14 protein-coding genes and 4 pseudogenes are annotated in these 24,769 nt (G+C 58.3%); 8 read left to right on the top strand and 10 right to left on the bottom strand.

Annotation, left to right across the window (positions count from 1 at the left end):
- Positions 1-22: 22 nt before the first annotated feature.
- Positions 23-860: pseudogene (locus A5906_RS31675) on the bottom strand (IS5 family transposase).
- Positions 861-1,492: 632 nt separating this feature from the next.
- Here A5906_RS31675 and A5906_RS31665 point away from each other — a divergent pair.
- On the top strand, positions 1,493-3,361 hold the full coding sequence (locus A5906_RS31665) for an alpha,alpha-trehalose-phosphate synthase (UDP-forming) (protein WP_167523766.1): 1,869 nt from the start codon (positions 1,493-1,495) through the stop codon (positions 3,359-3,361).
- A 420-nt stretch (positions 3,362-3,781) separates the two neighbouring features.
- Here the strand turns inward: A5906_RS31665 and A5906_RS41955 are convergent, their stop codons facing one another.
- Positions 3,782-4,015 (bottom strand): hypothetical protein, encoded by a 234-nt coding sequence (locus A5906_RS41955; RefSeq protein ID WP_136615626.1) that lies wholly within the window; start codon positions 4,013-4,015, stop codon positions 3,782-3,784.
- A 654-nt stretch (positions 4,016-4,669) separates the two neighbouring features.
- Here A5906_RS41955 and A5906_RS31660 point away from each other — a divergent pair.
- Both A5906_RS31660 and A5906_RS45420 read left to right on the top strand, forming a co-directional pair.
- A complete protein-coding gene (locus A5906_RS31660) occupies positions 4,670-5,149 on the top strand; it encodes a prolyl oligopeptidase family protein (RefSeq protein ID WP_080139090.1) in 480 nt (159 codons plus the stop codon).
- Between the two features lie 59 nt (positions 5,150-5,208).
- Positions 5,209-5,472, top strand: coding sequence for a hypothetical protein (locus A5906_RS45420; RefSeq protein ID WP_080139089.1), 264 nt, complete (start codon positions 5,209-5,211; stop codon positions 5,470-5,472).
- Between the two features lie 123 nt (positions 5,473-5,595).
- Here A5906_RS45420 and A5906_RS31650 read toward each other — a convergent pair whose 3' ends face one another.
- The 4 genes from A5906_RS31650 to A5906_RS31635 all read right to left on the bottom strand — a co-directional run bounded on the left by A5906_RS31650 (position 5,596) and on the right by A5906_RS31635 (position 11,160).
- Positions 5,596-7,116 (bottom strand): AMP-binding protein, encoded by a 1,521-nt coding sequence (locus A5906_RS31650; protein WP_080139088.1) that lies wholly within the window; start codon positions 7,114-7,116, stop codon positions 5,596-5,598.
- Between the two features lie 454 nt (positions 7,117-7,570).
- On the bottom strand, positions 7,571-9,178 hold the full coding sequence (locus A5906_RS31645; RefSeq protein WP_080139087.1) for an acyl-CoA carboxylase subunit beta: 1,608 nt from the start codon (positions 9,176-9,178) through the stop codon (positions 7,571-7,573).
- Between the two features lies 1 nt (position 9,179).
- Positions 9,180-9,683: an acyl-CoA carboxylase biotin carboxyl carrier protein subunit gene (locus tag A5906_RS31640; RefSeq protein WP_161495459.1), complete on the bottom strand. Its 504-nt coding sequence runs from the start codon at positions 9,681-9,683 to the stop codon at positions 9,180-9,182.
- A 1-nt stretch (position 9,684) separates the two neighbouring features.
- The gene (locus A5906_RS31635; RefSeq protein ID WP_080139085.1) at positions 9,685-11,160 is read right to left on the bottom strand and encodes an acetyl-CoA carboxylase biotin carboxylase subunit; all 1,476 of its coding nucleotides are present in this window, start codon (positions 11,158-11,160) and stop codon (positions 9,685-9,687) included.
- 1,468 nt (positions 11,161-12,628) lie between these two features.
- Here A5906_RS31635 and A5906_RS31625 point away from each other — a divergent pair.
- Both A5906_RS31625 and A5906_RS45410 read left to right on the top strand, forming a co-directional pair.
- Positions 12,629-13,458, top strand: a pseudogene (locus A5906_RS31625) (class I SAM-dependent methyltransferase).
- A gap of 944 nt (positions 13,459-14,402) precedes the next feature.
- A pseudogene (locus A5906_RS45410) lies at positions 14,403-14,905 on the top strand (YopT-type cysteine protease domain-containing protein).
- 1,005 nt (positions 14,906-15,910) lie between these two features.
- On the opposite strand, the gene A5906_RS31610 reads toward A5906_RS45410, so the two are convergent.
- Entirely contained in the window at positions 15,911-16,648 is a 738-nt protein-coding gene (locus A5906_RS31610; protein WP_080139083.1) for an outer membrane protein, read from the bottom strand.
- Positions 16,649-17,487: 839 nt separating this feature from the next.
- Here A5906_RS31610 and A5906_RS46495 point away from each other — a divergent pair.
- A complete protein-coding gene (locus A5906_RS46495; protein WP_430642432.1) occupies positions 17,488-17,763 on the top strand; it encodes a hypothetical protein in 276 nt (91 codons plus the stop codon).
- Positions 17,764-17,766: 3 nt separating this feature from the next.
- On the opposite strand, the pseudogene A5906_RS45405 reads toward A5906_RS46495, so the two are convergent.
- Positions 17,767-18,416: pseudogene (locus tag A5906_RS45405) on the bottom strand (HipA domain-containing protein).
- A 1,124-nt stretch (positions 18,417-19,540) separates the two neighbouring features.
- Here A5906_RS45405 and A5906_RS45395 point away from each other — a divergent pair.
- On the top strand, positions 19,541-19,804 hold the full coding sequence (locus A5906_RS45395; RefSeq protein ID WP_347337628.1) for a pectinesterase family protein: 264 nt from the start codon (positions 19,541-19,543) through the stop codon (positions 19,802-19,804).
- Between the two features lie 170 nt (positions 19,805-19,974).
- Here the strand turns inward: A5906_RS45395 and A5906_RS31585 are convergent, their stop codons facing one another.
- Together A5906_RS31585 and hisC are read right to left on the bottom strand one after the other, a co-directional pair.
- Positions 19,975-20,997 (bottom strand): LLM class flavin-dependent oxidoreductase, encoded by a 1,023-nt coding sequence (locus tag A5906_RS31585; RefSeq protein WP_080139082.1) that lies wholly within the window; start codon positions 20,995-20,997, stop codon positions 19,975-19,977.
- Between the two features lie 298 nt (positions 20,998-21,295).
- A complete protein-coding gene (gene hisC, locus A5906_RS31580; protein WP_080139096.1) occupies positions 21,296-22,390 on the bottom strand; it encodes a histidinol-phosphate transaminase in 1,095 nt (364 codons plus the stop codon).
- Between the two features lie 1,758 nt (positions 22,391-24,148).
- Here hisC and A5906_RS41940 point away from each other — a divergent pair.
- Entirely contained in the window at positions 24,149-24,529 is a 381-nt protein-coding gene (locus A5906_RS41940; protein WP_136615625.1) for a hypothetical protein, read from the top strand.
- Positions 24,530-24,769 lie beyond the last annotated feature (240 nt).

The raw sequence follows: 24,769 nt of genomic DNA, 5'->3' as shown, positions 1-24,769 counted from the left end.
ATCTAAGAGTCTGACTCAAAATTCATAACTTGAGGTTCGCGATCCTTGCGATGCGCCGCGCCAGTAGCCTTGTAGAGGCAACGAGGAGCCATGCTTCGGCCGAAGCGATGGAAGCCTCCCAGTCTTTGGCCAGACGGCGGCAGCGATTGAGCCACGCGAGGGTGCGTTCGACGACCCATCGTCGAGCGACGATGACAAAGCCGATGGCGTCGTCGGTACGCCTGACAATTTCGATCGCAGGACCCTCGATCTCCTCAAGCGCGTTGGCGAGCTTTTCGCCTGCATATACACCGTCAGCAAACAGGTGCGCGATCGTCGGATAGCTCGCACACGTTAGACTGACGACGGCTGGTGCGCCGTCCCGATCCTGAACGTTGGCCGCATGCACAATGCCACACAGCAGATTGCCTTGCGTGTCCGTGACGATGTGGCGCTTGCGACCCTTGACCTTCTTGCCCGCGTCAAAGCCGCGCGGTCCCCCGCTCTCGGTCGTCTTGACCGATTGGCTGTCGATAATGGCCGCCGTCGGGTGCGCTTCCCGTCCGGCAAGCCTGCGGGCGATTTCAACCAAGGCCTCATTGATCAGATCCAAAATGCCACCGTCGCGCAGTCGATAGAAATGGTACTGGACCGTCGTGAAGGCGGAAAATCCTTCGGCAAAAGAGCCCATTGGCATCCCGTCGTCGCAATGTACTGGATTGCATTCCACACCGAACGCATACAAGTCGTGCGTGGCCGCCCCACTTTGCTCGGCCCTGGCATCAACAACGCGATCACAGCCCATTCACATCCGTACAATCGCTTGCATAACGCAGCTCACGTCTGTCATGCTCCCGTCGGGTGATTTCGGTCCAGGTCATCTGATTCTCCGATGGCTTCGAACACCTCCGAAAAATCACAACCTCCTGAAATCACCCATTTAATTTGCGGTCGGCCTCTAAGGTGTGAGGAATTCGGAGCCGCGCCAGAACTTGGCCAACTCTGAGTTGAAACCTTGCACAGTCTGGCGGCCGTCCTTTGTCCGCCGCGCAGCTGTGCTGTCGATGGTCCATATCTTCAGGAAGTTCTCAATACCCGCTACCAGCCTCCAGCCTTCCCCGCAGATCAACTGCGCCATATGCTTGACGATGCGTCTGAGCAGACAGTCAAGTGATGATCGCCCGCGGTCAAGAAGGCGGCGTCACTATAGCGCTCGGCTCCTAGCCGGTGCGCAGGCCGATCCTGTCCTCGTCGAAGCCGCCCATGACGTTAACTGTTCTGCCCGAGTTCCTCGAGGCGACAAAGCCAAGCGCCGACATCTATTGAAGCCGGGCACCGGCGCCTCTTGCGCAACGATCGCGCATAGGTCCTGGATGAAGCATCGATGCGGCTATTTGGCTCGGCAACTGGTCAGCTTCCCGAAAGCTGCACCTAGCACGGTGGGGAGACAGAGATATTTCGGCGATGATCGGCGACTGCACCAAACGCAAACATCGGTAGACAGAGTTACGAGATGGTTCGCATTCATGGCACGCTCCACACGTCAACGTTCGATTCCGGCAGTACATCACAGGCCCCGCAGCAAGACAAAACCATAGGCCAGGCGGACTTCGACCTGCAGTTGGAAGAAGCACCGCTCGAGCTAGAGCAGCAAGGCGATGGAGGTCCCTCCCACGCACTTGTCACGGGCGAAATGAAGGGCCGGCTCGATCGTGTAAACCAGCAACCTGACATGAAGCTGGTCGTCATTTCGAACCGAGGCGCGCCATTCGACCCCAATAAACCCCAGACCGGCGGACTTGCCGCAGCCCTCGAGCCGGTCGTCGAACGTTCCGGCGCGCTCTGGATGTTCTCCTCGGAGAACCGCGGCGACGGGACTGAGCGGCCCCTGCCACTCGTCAAAGCTGGCGAAGGCTATGTGGCCAAACTAGATCTGCCGGCCGCGCACCATCGCGGCTATTATCGAGATTTTTCGAATTCAACCTTGTGGCCGGTATTACACTCCCTATCCGACCGGACGTCGCGCGCGGAGGAGGGATATGACAGCTATCGACAGATGAACAACTTCATCGCGCGTGCGGCGTTCGACTTGCGCGATCGGGACGCATTCTGGGTGCATGATTATCATTTGCTCCCGCTCGGAGGCGATCTGCATAACCTCGGCATCGAGCGGCCGACCGGCTTCTTTCTGCACACGCCATGGCCGACGCCCGACATGATAGAGCGCGTACCCAATTATCGCGAACTGATGAAGTCGATGCTGGAATACGATCTGCTCGGCTTTCAGACAAACCGGGATCTGAACAATTTCTTGGCCTGCCTGCGAACCTATTTCGGGCTGGAGGGCAAGGATGGCGTCGTGACCACGGAGCGTGGCCAGACGCGACTTCAAAAATTCCCAATCGGTATCGATCCCAGGCCATTCGCAGAGTATCTTGCGGCAGAGCTCTCGCCCGCAGAGCAAGAAAAAATCTCGTCATTATTGCAAAACTTCGAGGGCGCCAAGTTTGCGATCGGCGTGGATCGGCTCGACTACACGAAAGGCATCGACAAACGCGTCGAAGCGTTTAACCAGCTCTTGGCGGCCGAGCCGGGCAGCATCTCGCTGTTGCAGATCGCGCCGTCCTCGCGCGCCGACGTCGACGAGTATCGAAAGTACAAGGAGGAGGTGGAGAATGCGATCAACCATGTCAATGCCGAGCATGGCAAAGAGGAGTGGAAACCGATCCACTACACGAATGACCCGTTCAGCCAGGCTGCACTCGCGCGTCTTTACCGCGCAGCACATGTAGGTGTCGTCACGCCGCTGCGAGAGGGCATGAATCTGGTAGCGAAAGAATATGTCGCTGCCCAAGATCCGAAGGATCCCGGCGTTCTGGTATTATCGAAGTTTGCTGGCGCGGCTGAAGACTTCAACGAGGACGAGGCCCTGCTGATAGATCCGAACCATCCCGAAGAAATCGCAACCGCTATTTCGAAAGCGGCCAATATGCGGCTCGAGGAGCGTGTCATGCGCTGGCGGTCGATGATGGATAAAACTGAATCCTATACCATCCATGACTGGTCGGCGGACTACCTCCGGGAGCTGGACAAGAGCCGCATCACCGTTCCGGCTAATCAGTTCCACCATCTCGGTCTCGGCTGGACCAACGAGGCTCAAATGCCCATGTATCAAAATTATGCCGCGGCGCAGACCGCCCATAACGCGATCGATCCCGCTGATGCCGCTTTGAAGGAGGCTGCGTATGCAGACGTGAAGTCGGCCTTTGTGGCTTTAGCGGCTCCACTCAAGCATACACAGGACAGACTCTGGGATCTGCCGGCGCGGACAGCTTCACGCGATGGTCATCGCGGACAAGAGCTCGGTGCCCGCGAGGACTGATCGCGAAAAGCATAGCACGGCGGATGATAGGCTTCTATAGCAGGACGGAGGAGCAATCCAGGCTTTGGCGCTGACGCGGTTCTTGCGGGCACGGCCGCATGAAATCAAGACATCATGCGAGTGGTCCGTGATCAGAAGGGGGCGATACAGTCAATCAGGTTCTATCTCCTAAACGACGCTGATGCGGGTCGTGGCGACGCCAGTCGGCGCGCTGCTGCCCGTTGATCGTTCCGCCCGGAAAGCGGCACTTGTTCTGAGCCGCAAACAGCACCGTTACGGAACAGTTCGCACTGAGGGTTGCACTAGCCTTGAACCAGCCCGGATCTGTTGTTGATTGTTGGCTCAGCAAGACGTGTTGCGACGTAGGCCGTTTATCGGGCATTTTTACTCTTCCCGTCTTTAGCGCAATACTCTCGGCAATCAGTCAACGAACCCCGCCATCGGCGTGGCTTGTGGGTTTCGCGAGGAAAAAGCTCGTCCAAATCGGCAACGCTTGCAGTCAACGAGTTCGAGGTCGCCATGCATACCACCCTTGGCGATGCCGACCTGGCTGCTGATCAATGCGCTGCTCTTCGTGGGGATGATGCCCGTCGACGAGCCTGCCCGGTCACGCCAGCGAGAAGGCGCAAGCTCATATGCGAAGGAAAGCAGCATCGCTGCGTCCCGGTTTTTGACCCTGGCGCTGTCTGGTAGACGCTTCGCCGACAGGCTGTGATGTCCGCTTGGCAGCCAATGTCGGCAACCGAACAGCGTCGTGCAGTTCCGAACGGCTGAAACTTGCGGCTCTTTAGCCGGCACGCAGCTTGCGTGAGGGGGCGCGACACAGCGCAAGCCGTGCTACGTCATGCGCTTGCGTGCTTTCCGCCGGCTTCTGCTTGACGCGCCAGGCCCCGCGACGGTGACCACTCGACCTCAGCCGGAGCAAATCCCTGACGAAATCACTCCTATGCGCCACGTTGTTTTCGATTGCCAGCGCATGGCGCTTTCACGCAAGCGAACGGATTCGGTGGTGACTGATGACCTCTTCCTTTGGCTCGAGGAGATCGAAGGGCCACGCGCAGTGGCTTGGGCTCGCGCCGAGAACGAGAAGACGCTCGGGGTGCTCCAGTCGGATCCTCGCTATCGGCGCTTGTATGAACAGGCGCTTTCCATTCCGCAGTCGAAGGATCAGATCGCAGATATTCCATTCGAAGGGCGCGGTTTGGAGAATTTCTGGCAAGACGAGAACCAGGTGCGCGGCGTGAGGCGGCGCACCACGCCTGGGAGCGATCGTAGGCAAGAAATCCAAAGTGGGAGACCATCCCCGACGTGGACGCCTTGGCCGTCGCCAAGAAAAGGAACTTGGTCTTCAGAGGTACAAGCCGCCTTCCGCCTGAAAATCCCCTCTGCCTGATTAGTCTTTCCGATGGCGGCAAGGATGCCGTATCCATACGAGAGTTCGATCGCGACCCCAAAACCTTCGTTGCGGAAGGCTTTTCTCTCCCAGAGGGCAAGCAGCACGTCAGCTGTGTCGATCGTGACACACTTCTTGTTGCACGGGACGGGTGTGAGGGGAATTTGACGAAAGGCGGATACCCCTTTGTGGTGAAGGAGCTCAAACGCGCTCGGCCGCTCAGTGAGGCTCGTGAGATCTTTCGTGTCGGGCCCACCGACGGTGGGACGTCTCCCTTCGTGCTCCGTGACATCGAGGCTCATATTCATCCGACCGGCGCGATCCGCGCAATCAGCTCATTCGTGTCGGAGTATGTGATCTTCCGCCCCGAGAGCATCGATCTCTCGAGCCGTTGACCAATAGCTGCAGCCAGAGTTACAGCTTTTCGCCAGGTCGCAGCACCAAATCAACCTTCATGGTCTATTTGCTTCAGCCTAAAATGGTTGTGCCGGTCGGCAACGCTCTGGGCAATCTCTTCGTCGCGGCAGCTCCTATCGGCCGCGCCCGTTTGAGCTTGCGCGCAGCGTACTTGCCGCCGCTCAGCATCGCCGTCAGTTCGTCGCAGCTCGGCTTGGCTCAATTGGATCCGATAACGTACATTCATGCGTTGTCCCTTGTCGGGGCCGGGACCAATCGATCCATGAGTCAAAAATCAGGCGCGCGCTTAACCGAGAAGTAGGGTCACTACCTAGCTCTTGTCCATACCCATTCATACATGTTCGGACAGCCGCCCGCCGAAGCCCACATTCAGCGCCATCTCCCCGCGTGGGTATCAAAACGTCAAAATGACTGTGATGAACCATTAGGGGCGCGATCTCGCTTGAATTGCTCTCAGGATGTAATGCTCGACCTTACCCAAAGCCGTTCGGGGCAAATCGTCCGTGAAGATAATCTCATCCGGTACTTTGAACCGGGCGAGTTGCGACTGCACATGCGCCATCAGCGCTTGTTGTTGAACCTGCGTCCCCGAACGGCGAATCACATAGGCGATCGGCACCTCGCCCCACTTGGGGTGTGGCCGGCCGACGACGGCGCATTCCCCGACATCTGGGTGCTGCAGGATTACGCGCTCCACTTCCGCCGGGTAAATGTTCTCTCCGCCGGAAATGATCAGATTTCGTTTTCGATCAAGAACCCAAAAATATCCGTCGGCATCGCAACGTCCGATGTCGCCCGTACGATACCACCCGTCGCGCAGCGCCTCACGCGTTGCTTGTCTATTGCCCCAGTATTCGTAGAACACATTGGGTCCTCGCACCGCGATCTCGCCCGCAGTCCCTGCCGGCAATCTGTCGCCAGCATCGTTGATGATTGCAGCCTCGCAGCATAGGCCGGGCATACCGGTCGATCCCTCACGGGCAAGATCGCCACCAAGCTTTGTATAGATCGCCATGGGGCAGGTTTCCGTGGATCCATAAACCTGCAATGCCGAGACCCCACGCGCTGTAACTCCTGTGATGATGGGCTGCGGCACCATGGTTGAACCGGTAGTGATTGCTTTCAACGAGGACAGGTCGGTCGTCGGCCACCGAGGATGATCGATCAGCGCTTGCATCATGGTCGGGACCATCGCCGTCAACGTAGGTCGATCCCGGTCAAATGCAGAAAGTGTCGTGTCCGGCGTAAATCGCTTGTGCAGCGTTACCGTCGCGCCGTGGTGCAATGCTGGCGACGTCTGAATGTTGAGGCCGCCGACGTGGAATAGCGGCAACACAGTCAAGACGTGATCAGCTGAGGTGAGGCCGTGCATGTGCTGACTCATCATCCCGTTCCACAATAGTGCCTCCTGGCGCAGGACGGCACCTTTCGGCCGGCCCGTAGTGCCTGATGTGTAGACAATCAGAAGCGGGCAGGACAGGTCAGCGCGGGCATTGCGCCCATCTCCCCGACCTGCTTCAAGCAGCTCATCCCAGCTGCTTCCGCAAGGTGGCGCGAAATCAAGACCGACGACGGCAGTCGAGGGCAGTCTCTCCGCTAAAATCGATAGAATCGGCTCAAAAGCTTGCTCGAGCACCAGCACTTGAGCGCCAGTGTCGCAGAGGATGAAGAATTGCTCGGTGACAGCCAACCGCCAGTTCAAGGGCACGAGTATTGCTCCAAGCCGTGCGCAGGCATACAGCAGTACCAGATAGTCAGGTCGATTGAGGCTCAGGATCGCGACGCGATCACCTTTTTCAACGCCGAGCTGACTTTTGAGGGCGCGCGCTGCCAGCTCGATGCGCCTATTGAAGACTTGGTAGCTCAAGCTCGCGCCCTCGAAACGGATCGCAGGCTTGTCCGGAGCGAATGCCACGTTGCGCTCAATCAGTGTAGGAAGATCCATCGTCAGTCATTCGCGGGTTCAGTTGCACCAGCTGTCGCCGGCGCTTCGGATAAAGATCTACTCAGTCGACGCGGCGGAGATGGCAATCGCAATCAAATAGAGTTGGACTCCCTAGTGCGTTGCCACAGGTGCACCGAAGATCTCTTTCAGTCTTGAGTTGGGGCGACTTCGAATAGACCGCGGCTTCTGCACGGGCAGGAAGACGAAACGACGGGACTGCGGTGTAGCCATTGCGGATCGCACAGTGCAGCATCGACAAATCATCTCTTTTCCAGCCTACAACCTGACGCCACGCGAGTTTCAAGTCCTCAATGACTTCACAGTGATTCGGTCTCCCCTCCAAGATCCGCAACGCCCTTGAGCTGGTTCTGGCGATTGGTATAGTTGACGTGTTTGATAATGAGGAGATCTGGCGTGGGGCATCTCGCCCGGTGCGCGACCTTCGCTGGGAGCGTCACATTCGAAATACGCCATAATGCGGCGACGCAATCGGGCTGTTGAGCGATGCACTCAGAGCGATTGCAAGCGCGTTTCGAGTATCGACCGGATCAAGGATGCCGTCATCCCACAATTCGGATGTCGCATAGTACGCGCTCGACCGTTCCCGATATTCCTCCAGAATCGGTTGACGAATGGCCGCCAACTCCTCCGTGGCGAGGTGGCCATTGTGCCGGGCCAGCTGTCTGGCCTTAACGTGTGTGAGTACGCCCGCTGCCTGCTCCGCGCCCATCGCCGAAATCTGCGACTGCGGCCAAGTAAACACAAAACGAGGATCGAAAGCGCGCCCCGCCATAGCGTAGGTGCCAGCTCCATGGGAGGCGTTGCAGATGATCGTGAATTTTGGCACAGATGCCCCGGAGACAGCCATGATCAGCTTGGCGCCGTCCTTGGTTATGCCACGCCTTTCGTAGTCGCGGCCGACCATAAAGCCGGTCGTATTCTGAAAGAAGAGGAGAGGCGTTCGAGACCTATCGCATAGTTGGATGAAGTGAGCGCCTTTCAGTGCGCTTTCGCCCAACAGCACTCCGTTGTTTGCGAGAATACCAACCTGATAGCCATGCAGACGCGCGAAGCCGCACACAAGGGTCTCGCCATAACGTGGCTTATGTTCGTGGAGCCGACTACCATCGACCAGGCGGGCAATGATCTCCCGCATGTCGAATTGCGTCCGGGGATCCCGCGGAACAATGCCGTAAAGTTCGGATGCACAATAGGCGGGCGGCTCCGGAGCGGCTCGATTGACGGAGGCTTTTACAGGGGCGCTGAAGCGAGCGACGACGTCTCGAGCAAGTGCGATTGCATGCAGCTCCGTACTTGCGACATAGTCGCCCGTTCCAGATACGCTGGTATGCAAATGTGCGCCGCCGAGCTCTTCGGCAGAAATCTCTGCGCCGGTGGCAGCCTTGACGACCGGAGGACCACCCAGAAAGATCGCGCCCGCGCCCTCAACAATGATATTATAGTCGCAAAGCGCAGGGACGTACGCCCCGCCGGCGCTGCAATGGCCCATGACTATACCAACCTGCGGTATTCCCATCTTTGAGAGAATGGACTGATTGCGAAGGATCCGACCCGCGTGATAGCGATCAGCAAAGAACTCCGCCTGTAAGGGCAAGAACCCGCCGGCACAGTCGCATAAATGGACCACCGGCAGGCAATTCTCGATCGCGATGTCCAAGGCCCGCACAATCTTCTTGACCGATAGCGGATACCACGCCCCGCCCTTGACGCTAGCGTCGTCTGCGTGAATAACGACCTCCCGGCCCGCGACAATGCCGATCCCAACGACTTGAGCGGCGCCGGGCACCTCACCGTTATAGGCTTTGTTCGCCGCCAGCGTCGAAAGCTCGAGGAACGGGGTATCTGGATCAAGCAAAGCCTCGATCCGATCACGCACAAACAGCTTGTTTTGCCGCTTGAGGCGCTCAAGATCCCGCACCGGACGCGCGAAGCGTGCGGCCTGCTGACGCTCCTCCAATTCTTTTGCTAGTCGCATGTTATGAAGTTGGTTGAGTCGATACTCTTCCGATCTGACATCGACCAAGGACGAGAGCTGCTGCATTTCAGAACCGCTCCTCGATGAGCGTAACCAATACGGCATCCTGCTCAAAGCTTTCGCCTTCCTCGAAGTGAATACGCTCGACAATGCCATCTTGTGGAGAACGTATGACAGTCTCCAACTTCATACTTTCGATCGTCATCAGGGCCGTTCCCGCGCAAACGGACTGACCAGACGAAACACGGGTGACGACGACAACGCCCGGCAACGGCGCGCGAGCGACGGCTTGGCTTATCTCCTGCTTCGACGTCGCAAGCGTTCGCAGCGGGTCGCGGTAACGCAAACTGCGCGTTTCGCCGCTTATGTGCACGTGAACGGTTTCGCCATCGATAGCGAAGCGGACCGGCCGGCTTTCATTCGCAATCGTAACAACGCCGTGGCCGTCGCCCCGATCGGAGAACGCGATGGGAGCAATCACCCTGTCATGCAAGCAGAGACGGTAGTTCTCTCGGTATCTGGACAGCCATAGCTGGTATTCGACGCCATCGACCTCAAAAGAATGTTTCACGTTAGTTTCTCCAATTGCCCAGCGCCGCATGAAGGTCGGACACGGCATCCGCCGATTCCCGGACCGGTCCGGCCAGGAGGGCGCCTATTGCCAGGAAATCCGATAGATTGGCCAGGGGCTCCCCAGCGGCGATATGCGGATGTTCCTCGAGATACCCCGTATGAATTTGCCCATGGAGAAAGCCGTCGTCCGCAAGGATCCGGGCAAGGAAGCTTGCGTTGGTTGCGCAACCGAGAAGCACCAATTCCCGCATCGCGCGATGCGCGTTTTGCGCAGCCTTGATACGCGTGGGCGAATGCACGATGATCTTGGCGAGCAGGGGGTCGAATGCCGGCGTAATCGTCTGACCCCGCAAAAGGCCACCGTCGACGCGTATACCGTCGCCATAGGGGTAATCGAGCACTAGGACCCTGCCTGTTGTTGGAGCGTATCCGCGCTCCGGCGCTTCGGCACACAGCCTGGCTTCGATTGCATGGCCTCTCGGCACGATGTCGGACTGTGCCAACCTCAGTGGATGGCCCGCAGCAATGTGGATCTGTTCGGCAACGAGATCGACGCCGGTGATCATTTCGGTCACGGGATGCTCAACTTGCAAACGCGTATTCATTTCCAGAAAATGAAACTCTTCTCCGCCAAGGATGAATTCGATGGTGCCTGCGCCTTGATAGGTGGCTGCACGGGCGATACCGACGGCAGTATCGCAGATCCGTTGACGCAACGCAGACGATAGCCGCGGCGCGGGCGCCTCTTCGATAACCTTCTGGAACCGACGCTGGATTGAGCACTCGCGCTCGAACAGATGAGTAACGTTTCCGAACGCGTCGCCCAGCACCTGCACTTCAATATGGCGCGGCTGTTCGATGTAACGTTCGACGTAAAGCCGGCCATCTGCGAAGTAGCGCTCTGCCTCGCTGCGCGCCTGCGCAATCGCGTCCTCCAGGGCGCCGATGTCGCGCACAATCTGCATGCCCTTGCCGCCGCCAGCCGCGGACGGTTTTACGAGCAAAGGGGGACCCATAGCCCGGGCTCTGCGGACGAAAGTGGCCGGATTATCGTCCTCAATGGCGCAAGGAGCGACCGAAAACCCGTGCCGCTGAACGAAGCTGCGGGCCCGGATCTTGTCGCCCATCAGTTCGATGCTTTCGGGGGCAGGCCCGATGAACGTGATGCCGGCGCTTGTAACTGCCCTGGCAAACTCGGCGTTTTCCGACAGAAATCCATAACCTGGATGCAGTGCACCAGCATTCGCATTTCGGGCGGCAGCGACGATCTGGCCAATGTCGAGATAGGCAGCAATCGGCGTGCGTCCGTCGATCGCGATGGCTGTATCGGCCATAGCGACAGGAAGCGTGCCCGCATCAATATCGTGGTAGACGATCGCGGCACGAAGCCCCAACTTGCGAAGGGTCTTGATGATCCGAACAGCGATCTCCCCCCGATTGGCGATCAGGACGGTATCAAAAGGCAGATCATACATTCCGGTATCTTCAGCTATTTAGTGTGAGCGGTAACAGACGTTGAGAGAGCCGCTGCGGATCGTTCTGCCAGCCCCGTGTGACGCATGATAACCGTTGATCGGATCGGCGGAGGCGGCCCCACCCATAGCGACAGGGATATGATCCGGCGAAACCAGGTGTCGCGAAGACCTCATCTTGGGACGCCATCACTTGCGGGAGCATCCCGAACTGAGATGAACTTGCGACACTTTACGCTCAAGCGTTGGGTATTAGATTTGAGGCAGGCCGCGACAGCGCCCTCATCAGGTATGTGAGCGCCGCAGAGGCGAAACGCATCTGGTGTGCACGCCTGTCGCGCCTCCGCTGGGGCCGGGCGATCGCGCGCACCTGCGCTTCCGCAGCACAGAGCGGTCGTCACCGCAAGTCCAAAAAGAAAGGTTGTATAATGATGCGCTTTGGGGCGCGACGGCTCGTTGGTTCGCTGCTTGTGCTTCACGTCTATCCTCTCCCGGCGATCTACGATATTGTTCATGCCGCACGTGATATGCCCGCAGAGATCGGCGGCGCAATTCGAGCGATCGTATGCGGCAGCGCTCACTCCAGAGCGCTTGATCCAGCAATGTCTGACGGCAATGGTCTTCAAACTGCGGCGTCAGTATCGGGGGCTGTCAGCAACGGCACCAGTGCGCAAGAGACGTCGACTCGTGCTTGACTCCGCGAGTAGTTGGCGTGGTTCGGATGTGGCGTCCGTCGCATCGGACATCGCGATGGGCGAGCTTGCGACAAGTCCCGCCATGATACCGGAATGGCGGCCTGCGCTCTCGGAAGACGGAGTCAACCGAGCGGACGCCGGACCGCCTGTCCTAGCATGATGACCGCTTGTCCCTCTGGGAAGTACTCGGGCATCAGAACGGAGCATCGCGATACAGGTTCGAAATTCTGAGAGGTTCACGAGTCTCATCACAGCGTCAAGAAGTAACCCACGGTCGGACGTGATCCGCCGCTTAGCCGTATGATGATACAATCTGCCGTTACGTGCGGTTCAAGCCCCTTTTGAGCCGCTCGTCAGAATCGGTCGAGAGCGTTACGCCGTCAGAAGCATCTGGGGCGAACAATGGCGCGCGCCCAATACTCGAGGCGGTCCGCATTTGGACACCCTCAGCACCCTGCGTCTTCACCCAGCCTCGGTATCCAGCATCGGCATCCACGCGACAAGCTGCAGGCCTCAAGCAGGGAGAATGACTGGCCATTCAAGAAATTGGGCTAGAGAGAGAGTAAAGCGCTGTAAGGTTCATATATCGGCCAAGATCTGCAGTAAGAGCCTGCCGGCCAAGGCAAGAGCCTTGGGATTGTGTGCAAATTGAACGTGGAGTCCTTGGGTTGCGAGCAGATTTTTCGCGTATCAATCGGGATAAAGCTGTCTTCGATGACATTTATGCCTTGGATGATCCAAGAGCGTATTTCTCTGTTCTTGGAGACTTGGATTATATGATCCCGGATGTGGCTGAGCCGATCGTTCGTCAGATTCTGGCCGCGAAAGCGTCTGCAACTGGCGTTAAGCCGATCGTGCTTGATGTCGGCTGCTCATACGGCATCAACGCGGCGGTGCATCGTTTTCCACTGACCTTTAGCGGCCTGCGCCACCGCTATGCCCGGCGCGAGATGAGGGCGATCGGTTCCGAGACCCTGATGGGTCTCGACCGCAAGTTTTACTCGGCTTGGCCTGATGTTGGTCTTGCGCGATTTGTCGGCCTCGATGTATCGGCTCCAGCGATCCGCTATGCAACGGCCGTTGGCCTGCTTGAGCAGGGTATTGTCGCCGACCTTGAAAAAAAACGCTTTCGACAGAAAGCGCGCGTGTTCTCCGTTCCACCGATGTTATCATGTCGACCGGCTGCATCGGTTACGTGACTGAAACGACGTTCAGCAAAATTCTCGATGCTACACAGAAGCATCCGTGGATCATCTCTTTCGTGTTGCGGATGTTCCCATATGATTCCCTGGCCGCGACGTTCGCGAAACATGGCCTTGTGACGGAACGCCTGACCGGTGCGACATTTATTCAGCGGCGATTTCGCGATGCTGAGGAATTTGAGGGGACGTTGGCCACGTTGGCAGCTCTTGGCATCGATGCAACCGGACTGGAATCGGAAGGTCTGTTCCACGCCGACCTGATCTTGTCACGCCCTGAATCGGATGCACGCGTTGCTCCGCTTAAGGACATCGTCACTGTCGCCAGCGGTCGAGGTCGTCCAATCGGACCACGGTACGTTCACGTTGCAGGTCACGAGGGTTTGCAGGTCGCACTGGAGCCGTGAGAGGTGTTTTTGAAGATAGCCGCGCGTGCGTTTCGTAAGGACGTACCGAGGTAGATTATGCTCTCAACCTTTCGGGGTCGCAGCATGATGAGACGGGCTGTAGGCAAGTCTGCGCGCTGACCAGCAGGCGGGCGACGGATGGCAGCGTGCTTCTCAGGCTGATTGCATCCTAGAGCCAGCGACGCTGACCAAGCTCAACGCCCTGCGGCGCGCGTTGAGCGGGATGTCGCGAATTCCATCGAGACGCCGCTCTCTTCATCAACTTATGGCCGGCGCGCGTTGCGATAATTCGTTGCCGTGCGGATCGTCGAGCAAGCAGGATCCAACCTGAGGGAGAAATCCGGATGACGTGAATGGCAGTCATGAGCTTGCTGCGCTTGCCTGAAAGAGCCTGTTCACGGCACGGCCACGCCGCGCAACGGCTTGTCTCCGTTAATTGGCCGGAACGACGGGAGGGCGAATTGACGACCCTCATCTGACCCACAGTTCGTACGGACCGGAGCTATCGCCTCCATTCGCTCCAGCTGCGCACGAGCGCCAGCTTGTCGTCAGCTCGACTGACCATCTTCGCGACATGTCGTTGGCGCGCTGATTGGGTAAACGTACGACTGAAACGATAGGCGAAACTCCATGCATATTCAAGACAGCGTCTCATCGACAGGTACTCATCAGGCCTATGAAGCGAGCAGTTCGATGGACGATGGTAACTTCCCGGGAAGACTTGCGGTCCTAGCAGTTCATGGCAATTTGTCATCTGACGGTGCTGACAAAATGGGGCTTTGCTGCAGCATACCACATATCTCTGATGCGCATAATCCTACTCCAGGCTCCTTCTCGGCCACACCCTCTTCGTCGCCCGGGTCTAGTCCATCCCTTCAGAAAGACCGGTCATTCCCCTTTTCGATTACCGGACTGCCGACTTGCGCGGCGCAAATGTAGATGGCATGTGCGCTGGTCTGGCGGCAGAGTGGCTCCTCCATCTTCCGAGCAGTCCGCGATCCCGAATGAGCGCGCTTCAGCCGGCTCGCAAACTCACGCTTCAGCAGCGATGCGGCAACAGCGGTATGAAGAACTCAGGAATCAATTGCAAAATGATCCGGCCGAGGATTTTCAGCCAAAGGATATAATGTTGCGGGAAGCACGCTTGCAACCATCCGCGCGACGGAGACGATATGAATTTGGCAGGTCCTCGGACATCGCCAGGATCGTGGATGAAATTGCCGAAGACCCATCTGTCTATTTGCTCAGCTTGCGCTTCCCCGAAGGCCACGCACACCTGGTCGCAACGTCCACCTCCAATGGAACGACCACTCTCTTCGATTCCAACCACGGAGAATTCGCGGTCACATCCGACCGCATGAGCCACTTGCTCGGAAGTCTCGCCAAAAGTTGCAGAGACAACAACGGCCATCCTGTCGTGATGGTCGTCACGCAGAGAATGAGCTGAAGAAAGAGCGCTGACTGCCGGCGGAGAGTGCCTTATCGGAACGCGCGGCGAGTTGCTCAAGCTGCGCCCTAACGTAATGATAAAGCCGGCAACTGCCGAGCTGGAATCCCGCAAACGACCTCGCGCGTCTGGAATGCAGAATCGACTTTCCCCACGCACGGGGCCAGTCTCGGCCCAGCCTCTCGGAGAAGCGCGTCGTTCCTCCTCGCGGGGGCAAAGGCTGATGGCGAGAGCGCGATTCGCGCTCGATAGGAACGTAGAAGCGCTCACAATCGCCTTGAGCGCTCATAAATTGAAGCCGCCTGTTGCGGTCAAGATACGACATGCCGTCGACGACGTTTGATGTCAATGCTAACGAGTCCGAGCGTATTCGTCGGCACAGAGGAGGCCGTTGGATGCGGCCTGACGGACAAGACCTGCGGCTTGGCGGCAATCGAGATCAGTGGAGCGCGCATTCAGGACAAGCCGGGGTTGGAGCTGGGGACGCTTTCGAGGGGCTGTCGACGCTTCGGGCATGCGGTGATCGCACCGCAGTCTGACCTCAGGGCGTGCTGGCAGCACATCCGATCGACGTCGCAAGACGATGTACACGCAGCGACGCCACCGTGATTGAAAGCATCATCGATACCCAGCAGATCCAGCCGAACCGGCTCATTGATCGGGCTCGCCGCGTTTTCTGGCAACGTTGCCGTCGAGCACGGCGAAGTGGAGGCGGCACGATCCTGGCCGATAAAGGTCTGCAGCCATCAGCCGGATCCCTCGAGCGGCTGCCGCCAAAAACGACGATGATGAGACCATGCTAATGGACTCTTTAGCGCCGGGCGGCACGTTACATCCAGTCGAGCAGGTCAAGATGGATGCCTCGGCCAGCCATGATCTGCAGCTGCCAGTACAACGGCAGACACGAGGCAAAGCTCGATATCGCCGCGAGCGTCACCACGATCGTCAAAAAAGAAGCCCCGGCCTTGGGCCGGGGCTCTCGATCCATCGCTTTACGCGATAGAATCAATACTTCAGAACGGCCGGGCCCCAGAATTTGTAGTTGAGCCGGGCAGTCAGTAGGTCGAAATCCTGCCGGATGCGATCGCTACCGGCCGAGCCGGCGGCGGTGGTGAAGTTCACGTTAGCGTCTTGCCGGAATATGTGGTCGTACTCCACGCCGACCGACCAATTTGGCGCGAAGCCGAGTTCGATCCCCGCACCGACCACGCCGCCCCAGCGAGTCTTGTCCGTGTTCGCCAGTTGTGCGCCGGTGAGGGAGTTGATCTCATAGGTGTTTCCGGTCACCGCGGCACCGCCCTTGGCATAGAGCAATACATTGTTGATGGCGTACCCGACTTGGCCTGTAAGCAGGCCGAACGAGTCGGTCTTGGTCTGGTTGATGTTCGCTGGGAAGGCGGCACTGACATTGGAACCGTTGAAATCGGCCCAATTGCCCTGGCCTTCAACACCGAACACCACTTGGCCCATCTGCCAGCGATAGCCGAACTGCCCACCGAGGGTTCCGCCGCTCGCATCATGTGAGCCCTCGGGCGTGACACCGGTAAAGTCCCAAGAGCTATGGGTTGAACCCCAGCCGCCATTGGCACCGAGATAAAAGCCGCTCCAGTCATAGATTGCCGCAGCAACCGGTACCGGTGGTGCCTTGGTGTAGACGGGTTGCTGAGCGAGATCGGCGGCGAATACGGGCCCTGCCCCGATAGACGCGACGATGCCGGCAGTCACAAGCAACAACTTCTTCATTTCGAATACGCTCCTTCACATGCCCCCTGCGCCGCACGCCTCTTAGCAGTGCTGTCTCAAATTGCTGTAGCTGTCGCGCAACATACTCTCTTCCAGGAGCGCTTTAACCTAACGCTGCGTCAGGTCGGGGGCGCGCAAATCATGATCAAACCGAGCAATGGTCGACGTATCGACGCAGGTCCGAGCGCGTCAAACATGGAAATGCATAAGCAGTTGAGCGCCAATCATTCACTGTCATCATTGCGGATCACGTCACGGACCTAAATGAGTCCATTGTTTTGATCGATCAAGACGGCATTCGCTTCGTTGCGACCACGATTCCGTCACGCTTGTCGTGATCACCAAGCAGCTGACCAGGTCCGCCCGGACCTTCCTCGGCGGCGGACGCTGTCGGCGCTATCTTGCGATCGAGGAGGGGACGATAGGCGCGGGCGCCTAGATGCGCGACGTGTCCAACGGTTCGACGTAAATCAACCGATATGGCGGCTCGACCGCTTCCTCAAGGAAATGACAGGAGTGTCCGCGTGATCATTCTGAATTTTCTGACGAAGAAGCGCTGGGCCGCGCCCAACTGGGCGGATCCAAACAAATCATCCGTGCCGAGCTCGTGAAGCCAATATCCCCGATGTCGAGCTAGGCGAGGCCGCACATTCCGAAGTCAATCTGGTGAGCGCATTATGTTGATCGGCACGCTGCTCGATCGTGACGGACCGCGCGCCAATGTCTTCCACCGAGCGCGTGAGACCGTCCCGGAGATCGATACCTGCTGCTTCGCTCTGAAGGCGAGCACGTTACGCGATTCATGGGTGTGATTTCGGAGGTGGCCGGCTGGCAATCGGCTGTTCCAGCGTCATGCGCTCGTCTTGGGCCGCACCGGCTCGGGCAAGTCGTGGACGACCTGCAGCAGTGGAGCCGCAGGGGCTTCGCCATCCCGTGGCCATTGGCGAACGGATCAAGCGTATAGGCGACAGGCGCTGCGCGCCGGCTCAGCGCGTGGAACATGTATGAAGTCGCTCATGTCTAATATAAGCAATCGATATGGCCATCTTCTCCGGAAATCCTTTTGGAAGCGCATTCAGCACCTGATCTATGGCTTTTGCGGCTGTATCGCCTAGCTGCTAGATGACGATCTTGACTGTTTTGTCGGGTAGACCGCAGCTTTTCGCAGTCTGCACGAAATGTCGGCCGAGAACCGTGTGGACGACGCAATGCCGGTTGCTGCCGATCGCCATGGCCAGCTTCATTTGGCTGATCTGTCCAGCGTCCAAGCTCGGTTGCGTCGAAATGATGTCGTAAAGCGGGGCAAGATGAAAACGTCCGCCCGGCGATGGCCACGCAAAGACATTTAGCATTCGTTTGGCGTTCGCGGCAAGCAGCCAGGACACGATCCGCGCCTTGAAGAAAATGGCCTGGTCGTCCTCAGGCGTATCGCTGCACTTGAGGGGATTCGAGATCTTGCGAATGCCGGGGCGCCCATCGGATTCATACTTTCGCGCGGGTGGAACGGACAGCGCCTGGCAACAATCTTCCTGCGGCAGCCGCAACAGGCGGCCGTCGTGCGTCCAGAGGCGATCGAACCGCTCAACGGCGAGCAAGCGGCCCCCGGCGAAATCGATGATGCTTGATTTGGCGTAGGCAAGCCGAGTGCCGCAACCAGCTGAAGGCACAGATGCTCGTTTTCAACGCTGCCGGTCAGGTCGCTTCCGTTCGGCAACTTCCCGATCTGCGGCTCGAAAATGTGCGTAGTTGCGGTCGTGCCATGAGGCACGTGCCACTTGTCTTTCCAGTAAAGCAGTGCCGTCTTTTCTTGCGCGCCTGCGAGAGAAAGGCGGAGTCCTGGTTGGGGCCGATCCCGAGCGGATTGTTGGCAAGATTGCCGAGAATGGCGGCGATCTCCTGATCGTTAGCGGCGCGGCCCGCTGCTGCTCTTGCGCCGCAGCCGCCCGACCAGCCGTGCGTTGAGATAGACGTTGAGCGGCGCGCGGGCAGAACGACGCGCCATCAGAACAGATCCTCAATCGCTTCAGCCGTCAATTTGGTGCGCGGTCGGATGACCAACTCGAGGTCGAGCGTGGCCAGCGCATCCATCAGGATGCGCAGCTGCATTGTAGGTACACCAGCTTCCAGCTTCGAGACCGTCGCTTGACGCGCATGCATCTTCTCACCGAGGCGAGCCTGGGTGAGCTGCTTCTGCCGCCGGTAAAGAGCTGACGATCGATGTAGAGCTGGTGGTTCGAATCCGCCGGTGGGCGAGAGAGCCTCCTTATGATGTACAGGAGGCCATTGAACATTGCCCCGCTGGCGCGGCGGTTTATCTCGAACGCGGTGCGACACTGATCGCCATGCCCGAACCTGCTACTTACGACCAGGGCCTCGGACGATGTGGTCGCATTGCGGAAAAGGGCGACGGCTGCCGGCATTCTAAAGCGCGCGGCGGCGGCAACTACTGAGAGGCATCATCGACGGTCAGGGCGGCGCAATGATCCGTGGCGCCGTGGAAACTGGTGGCAGCTAGCCCGCCGCGCCCGAGCCAAGGGCAGCAATCAAAACGCCCCACGCTTGATCCAGATCGATCATGCGCAACATCACGTACTCTGGTGTCCCGTTACACAACGCCGCCAATTTTCATGTCGCGATGAACCGGGTTGAAGGTGCCACGTTTGGAGCCTCACGATCGGCCGACGGATGCCCGCAATACCGATGGCATCGATGTTGACGCCAGTCAGGATGTGACCATCACCCCACTGATCCTACGAATGACAACAACATCACAATCAAGGCCGGCGACAATGGCTCAAGCAGCCATATCTCGATCATTGAGAATTATTTCGGCTGGAGGCATGGCATGTCGATCGGTAGCGAGGTGAATTCCGGGGCCAGAGACATGTAGCGCTGTCCGTTAACGGAGACAGGGACGTCATTACGCGCGTCCGCCTGCTCGGCGCGCAGGACACGCTGTTTGCCGGCAAGGGACCAAACGGCAGAGTGTCACGACAATACTTCTCGAACTGCTACATCGAAGGGCTTGTCGCTTTCATGGTTGGCAACGCCAAGCCTTGGTTCCGGCAATGTGAGTTGCACGGCATCGCCAATCAATTGTCATCTAAACCGCTCAGAGCAAGGCGACGCCGGATGAGGACGCTGGCCATGTTTTGATCATTGAGGCTGAGTGCCGACCGTGCTGCTCGCTATATCGCACTTGGCTGCCCTGGCGCCCCTACGCCATCGTGGTCTTCCTGTCGGCGAAGGTAGATGCCCCGCCATCGCGCGGCATGAGCCGCCGCTAGGCAGAACGATGTGCTCCTGCGAAAATAACGATGTAGGACTCAGGTCCGGCCGAGCAGTTCGGATTGGATGATCCTGGCTGCATATAGCGAGGCATCTAAGGGCAAATCACCGAAGGCGAGCTGACAGAGCAGGTAATTCGTGCCGGCTTCGTCCATTTGATTGAGCAGAACGCGTTGGACGGACGCTGGCGTTCCGACCACGCACAATTCGCTCTCGATGGCTGCATCGAATGTCAGCGGAAGGGGCTTTGGCGTCGGGATACAATTGAGCTCGTAGAGAAATTTGAAGCTCCGCAACCATCGCTCGTAAGCGGACCGGGCTAGGGAATACGCATCCGCCTCAAATCGCGCAATCACGATCATGCGAAGCAATCCGACATATGGCTCACGACCAAAACTGGAACTGCGCTCTCGATGTGTGTGGTAGGCATCGGTAACTTTGCGCACTACGGCGGCCGGCCCCATGCAGGCGAGGTTTGCGCCATTGCTTGCGGCCCAGATGGCCGTGTCGGGGCGATTGGTTGTCACCCATATGGGGGGGTATGGACGCTGTTGAGGGGTTAAAGTCAGGGGAACCTGGTTCAGCTGGAAATGCCTACCTTGGTAGGACAAGACCCCACCCTTCATGGCGTTCAGGAGAATCTCATTGGCTTCCTCATACCGGCTTGGCGCCAATTCATCGGAAATTCCAAAGTAATTCAGCTCGATTGGGAGAGTACCCCGTCCGAAGCCCAGCTCCAGCCTGCCGCCGCTCAATTGATCGAGCATGCAGATTTCCTCAAATGCGCGTAGCGGATGATAGGAATTGAGCAGCATGACCAATGGGCCGAGACGAAGCAGTCGCGTACGCTGCGCGACACTCGACAGGAAAAGACTTGGCGAGGGACTCCTTCCATGTGGCGTGCAATGATGCTCGGCCACGTGATACGCATAGAAGCCGAAGCGATCGTATGCCTCCGCCAAGACGAGGCGATCTTCGTACTGACGACCGAGATCGCGGCCGTCGTCGTCCAGGTGATCGAAAATGCCGCAAGTGAGTTTTGACGAAGGCTGGTGTGTCATCAGCAAAATCCATGGTTGGGGCGGGCTACGTAACCGTTTTCTGGAGGTTCAAGGAACGAATTGCTAGCGCCGCATCTCGTGACTGTCGGGTCCGGTCCTCTCTCGGTACCCATGGCGAAGATCGGGCGACATCGTGGTGATGCGTCGGCTCCGCTGGATCCGGAGGGGAAGCGATTGTTTGGCGACCGCTTGGCCCTCAGCTGCATGGGGTGTCTGCTTTCGCATGATGCGCGGTCGCGGCCTTCTCGTTCCACTAGCGGTATAGTGAACGAGCGCACATCGGCGGGCGGCTGGCTGTTCATCTCTTTTCATGCCCTCTGATCGCGGCAACCGCTGTCAAAAACGAGTCCATTTGCTCCTTTGTGCCGATGCTGATGCGAATGCAGTCGTCAAGGCCGTCATCTGCAAAGACAGCAACGAGTATGCCGTCTCTCTCCAGCGCGGCATGCCACCACTTGCCGTCGTGTCCATTCGGCACCCGCGCCAGCAAGAAATTGGTATGAGAAGGCGCTACACCGAATCCGAATTGACGCAATTGGGTCGCAACTCGCTCTCTTTCGTTCTTGATATGCCTATGATTCTCCTCGTAGGCCGCGCGATGTGAGAGGATGCTGACTCCGACCGCTTGCCCTATGATGTTCATGTTGAAGACGTTCTGGATGTTTCGCAGCCGTCCAATAATCTCTGGATGACCAAGGCAAAAGCCGACCCGAATGCCCGCGGCCGCATAGCTCTTCGACAAAGTCCTCAGGAGCAGAAGGTTGGGATAGCGGTGGACGAGCCGCAGACCGTTATCCGGTGCGAAGTCGACATAGGCCTCGTCCAGCACGATTAAGCGATCAGACTGTGCAACGAGGCGTTCGATATCGTCGATAGAGACGAACGTCCCGGTTGGGTTATTGGGATTGGCCAGCAGGATGAACTTGGCGTCCTTTGCCGGACCGAGGAGAAACTGTTCAATCGGAATGGAAGGCGAGTCGCTGCACGACACTTCGAGAAGCTTGGCGCGCTGCAGCAGAGCAAGCTTGCGATTGAACGAGAATCCAGGAGACATCATCGCGACGCTGTCGCCAGGTCCAAGGAAGGCCCTGTAGATGAGGGCGAGAAGCTCCGACGATCCGTTGCCGGCGATCACATGATCCTTTGAGAGGCCGTAGGCATCAGCGGCAGCTTCTCTCAAGCCGATGTTGTCGTCTTCCGGATACAAATACTGTCGTTCAAGCGCGGAGATCGCACTTCGCCATACCATTGTTGGTAGTGGAAATGGGTTCTCATTGGTGTTTAGCTTCACGTAACGTGCATCTGGCGCCCGCCGTCCGGGCGATTGAGCGCCTAGCTCTTTAGCCGGCTGCGCAAGAGAAGAGAGCACACTTTGCAGTTTTACATCGATCATGTCCTTTTCCCTCTTGATGCGCAGACTGCAGTTGCCATCGGGAGTGCGCAAGGCGTTCCAACAGCAGTCCGTTTTGCGGACGTGGCGTGGCGCGGTCTAGAGCGATGGCGGTGCGCGAGGCGAAAGTCGGCCACTAAAGTACAGCGCGCTTCTCGTAGGCCCTGGTCGGTGATGCGCGACGTTGCGAGCGCCTTGTCGATCTCAGCGCGACTGCGTGCAGCGGTGCGGAGTTGGCAAGCCAAGCCTTCCAGACTGATGCAGCGAGCCTTGGCCTAGAAGTCGGTACATAGGTGATAGCGTCATGCGATGCTCCCGGTGAGGCGCAGGCCTGCGACGGCTTTTCCAAAAGGCCGCGGCGGCTTGTTTCTCGAACCTACAATCTGACGCTACGTGCGAATCAAGTCCCGTCGACGTGCCGCCGGGCGGCTCGCGCGAGCTTGAACTATCGAGCGGGTTGGCAGCGCCATTTTCCGCGCCGCCTCCTCGCTCGGTACCCGTTTCACGACCTCAGTGTATGGACGACGGCGACATTTCCGTCTTACGGCGTGTATAGCCTCTCAAGCTATTTTGGGTTTCGTTGTTCAAGAAAGCTCATGCTGTCGATGACTGTTGTGTATTCTGCGGCCGTTGTCAGTTTTAACCGACCTTTGGTCAAGCTGTTCAGCGATAGTGGGACGTTACGGAAATTGCCGCCTTGACTTGTATCGTTATCCGTCTGCTTTTGAGTTCTTTGGTATTGAGATTTTCGTGACGATGATGCTTCAGGCGTTCGGAAGAGCATGACTTAGTGTGGCGCGTTCAATATCCGGCCGACGGATTCCATGTGATTCGGGAGATTGCTCCGAGCAGGCTGAAGGAGTTGGCTCGCCCTTGAGCATCGGCCGCTCGGAACGACTCCTTTTGATTTGGCAGCTTTGAAGCGGCATGACCTTATCCTCGCGCGCGATGGATGGATGGCAGGAAGGAACTATCGCCAAATCGCGCAAGGTCTGTTTGGAAGCCACCGGGTTGCCGATCGGGGCAGGAAATCAAACGACCTGCGCAGCCGAACCATTTAAGCTGGGGCGGCGCCTCATGCGCCTTCGCTGCCGCGCATTGCTCCACAAGGGCCGATGAAGGAATGACAATTCATGAGCTCTCGGGCGATCAATGACCTACGTTCTGCTTAGCCAATTCTTCTGGCATCGGCACGATCGCGGACAGGAGGAGATTTTTGCGTTCCGATCTCTCACTCTGTCCCGCAAAAGATCGGCGGCCAGAAGCAGGCTGACCAGCTCGGACGCAACCACCGGGAGCGCTTCGCCATCGACTGCAAGCTCTCTCCAGCGCAGACGATCCGGCGCGTCTGCGACGTTGCTCATGCAGTGACGCACCATGCAATCGCTGCCAAGGCCGAGGCCGAAGCCAGGCCTGCCGGCGGCGATCCCGTCCTGGACACAGTGGTCGAGGCGGTGATTTCACGCGCACGCGGCTACCTAGAGCGCCTGAAGCAAGCGAAGCCCGCGCCGGAAGGCGCAGCAGCCCCATCGCTCTAGGAATAGGCGCATGTCGTTAGAAAGCCGAGCCCGCCGGCCTCACCGCCGGAACACGTGGCTGCACATTTGCGCTCAAGCTTCGGGGGGGCGGGGCCGACGATTTCCGCACGAGGATACGTCATCGCACTGAAGGCGCTGCTCGAAGATGACGACAGGGACTTTACCCAGTAGTGCCCGATCTTCCGCATCGCTTATGTAGCTCGGCGGCCCGCCGGATAGCAAGATGTCTGCTCCCGGCACGATACCCGCAACGTGGCGTGCCAAACCGCAAACGCCGGTTAATCGCAAGGACATGATGTGTGCCGATCGAGTGGTAGAGCGCCCAGGTTACGGCGAGCTTCGTGCTGATGTCGTAGCCTTCTTTTCCATCAAGGAGACGAACTCGGCAAGCCGCCGCGCCTCATGCTGGTCGTTGTCTCCAAACTCTTGCCCCCAAATCCTTGTCTCCAAACGCTTGGCCCGCTCGCGATTGCGAATCGCGGAGTGGTCATTGGATGCATACCAGCGGCGGCAGGGTCAATGTGCGATTCTTTGGATTTCTACCTTCGTCAAAGTTGCCGCTTACGTCGTGGCTCTCGCTTCGGAGCAATTGGCCGATCTCTGACAAAGTCGCCCCGGACCCGGAGAAGATCGATAGCAAATGGACCATGCAGCGGCATATGACCTTACGTTCAGCGGACCAGGGGCCGACATCGCGATGATTTCCCAGCATGCATTCTGGCGCCCACACAGGGGCGGACGTTCTTGAGAGCTCAGAAATCGGCTTCTCGAAACCCCGAGATGGTCCGAGCTCGGCATGTCGAACTGCAGTACGGGCATTCAAGCGCTAAGCCTCCCACGAAGA

Origin of the sequence: Bradyrhizobium sacchari (genome assembly GCF_002068095.1) — a bacterium.
Lineage (GTDB): Bacteria > Pseudomonadota > Alphaproteobacteria > Rhizobiales > Xanthobacteraceae > Bradyrhizobium > Bradyrhizobium sacchari.
This window is presented reverse-complemented; position numbering and strand designations above follow the sequence as displayed.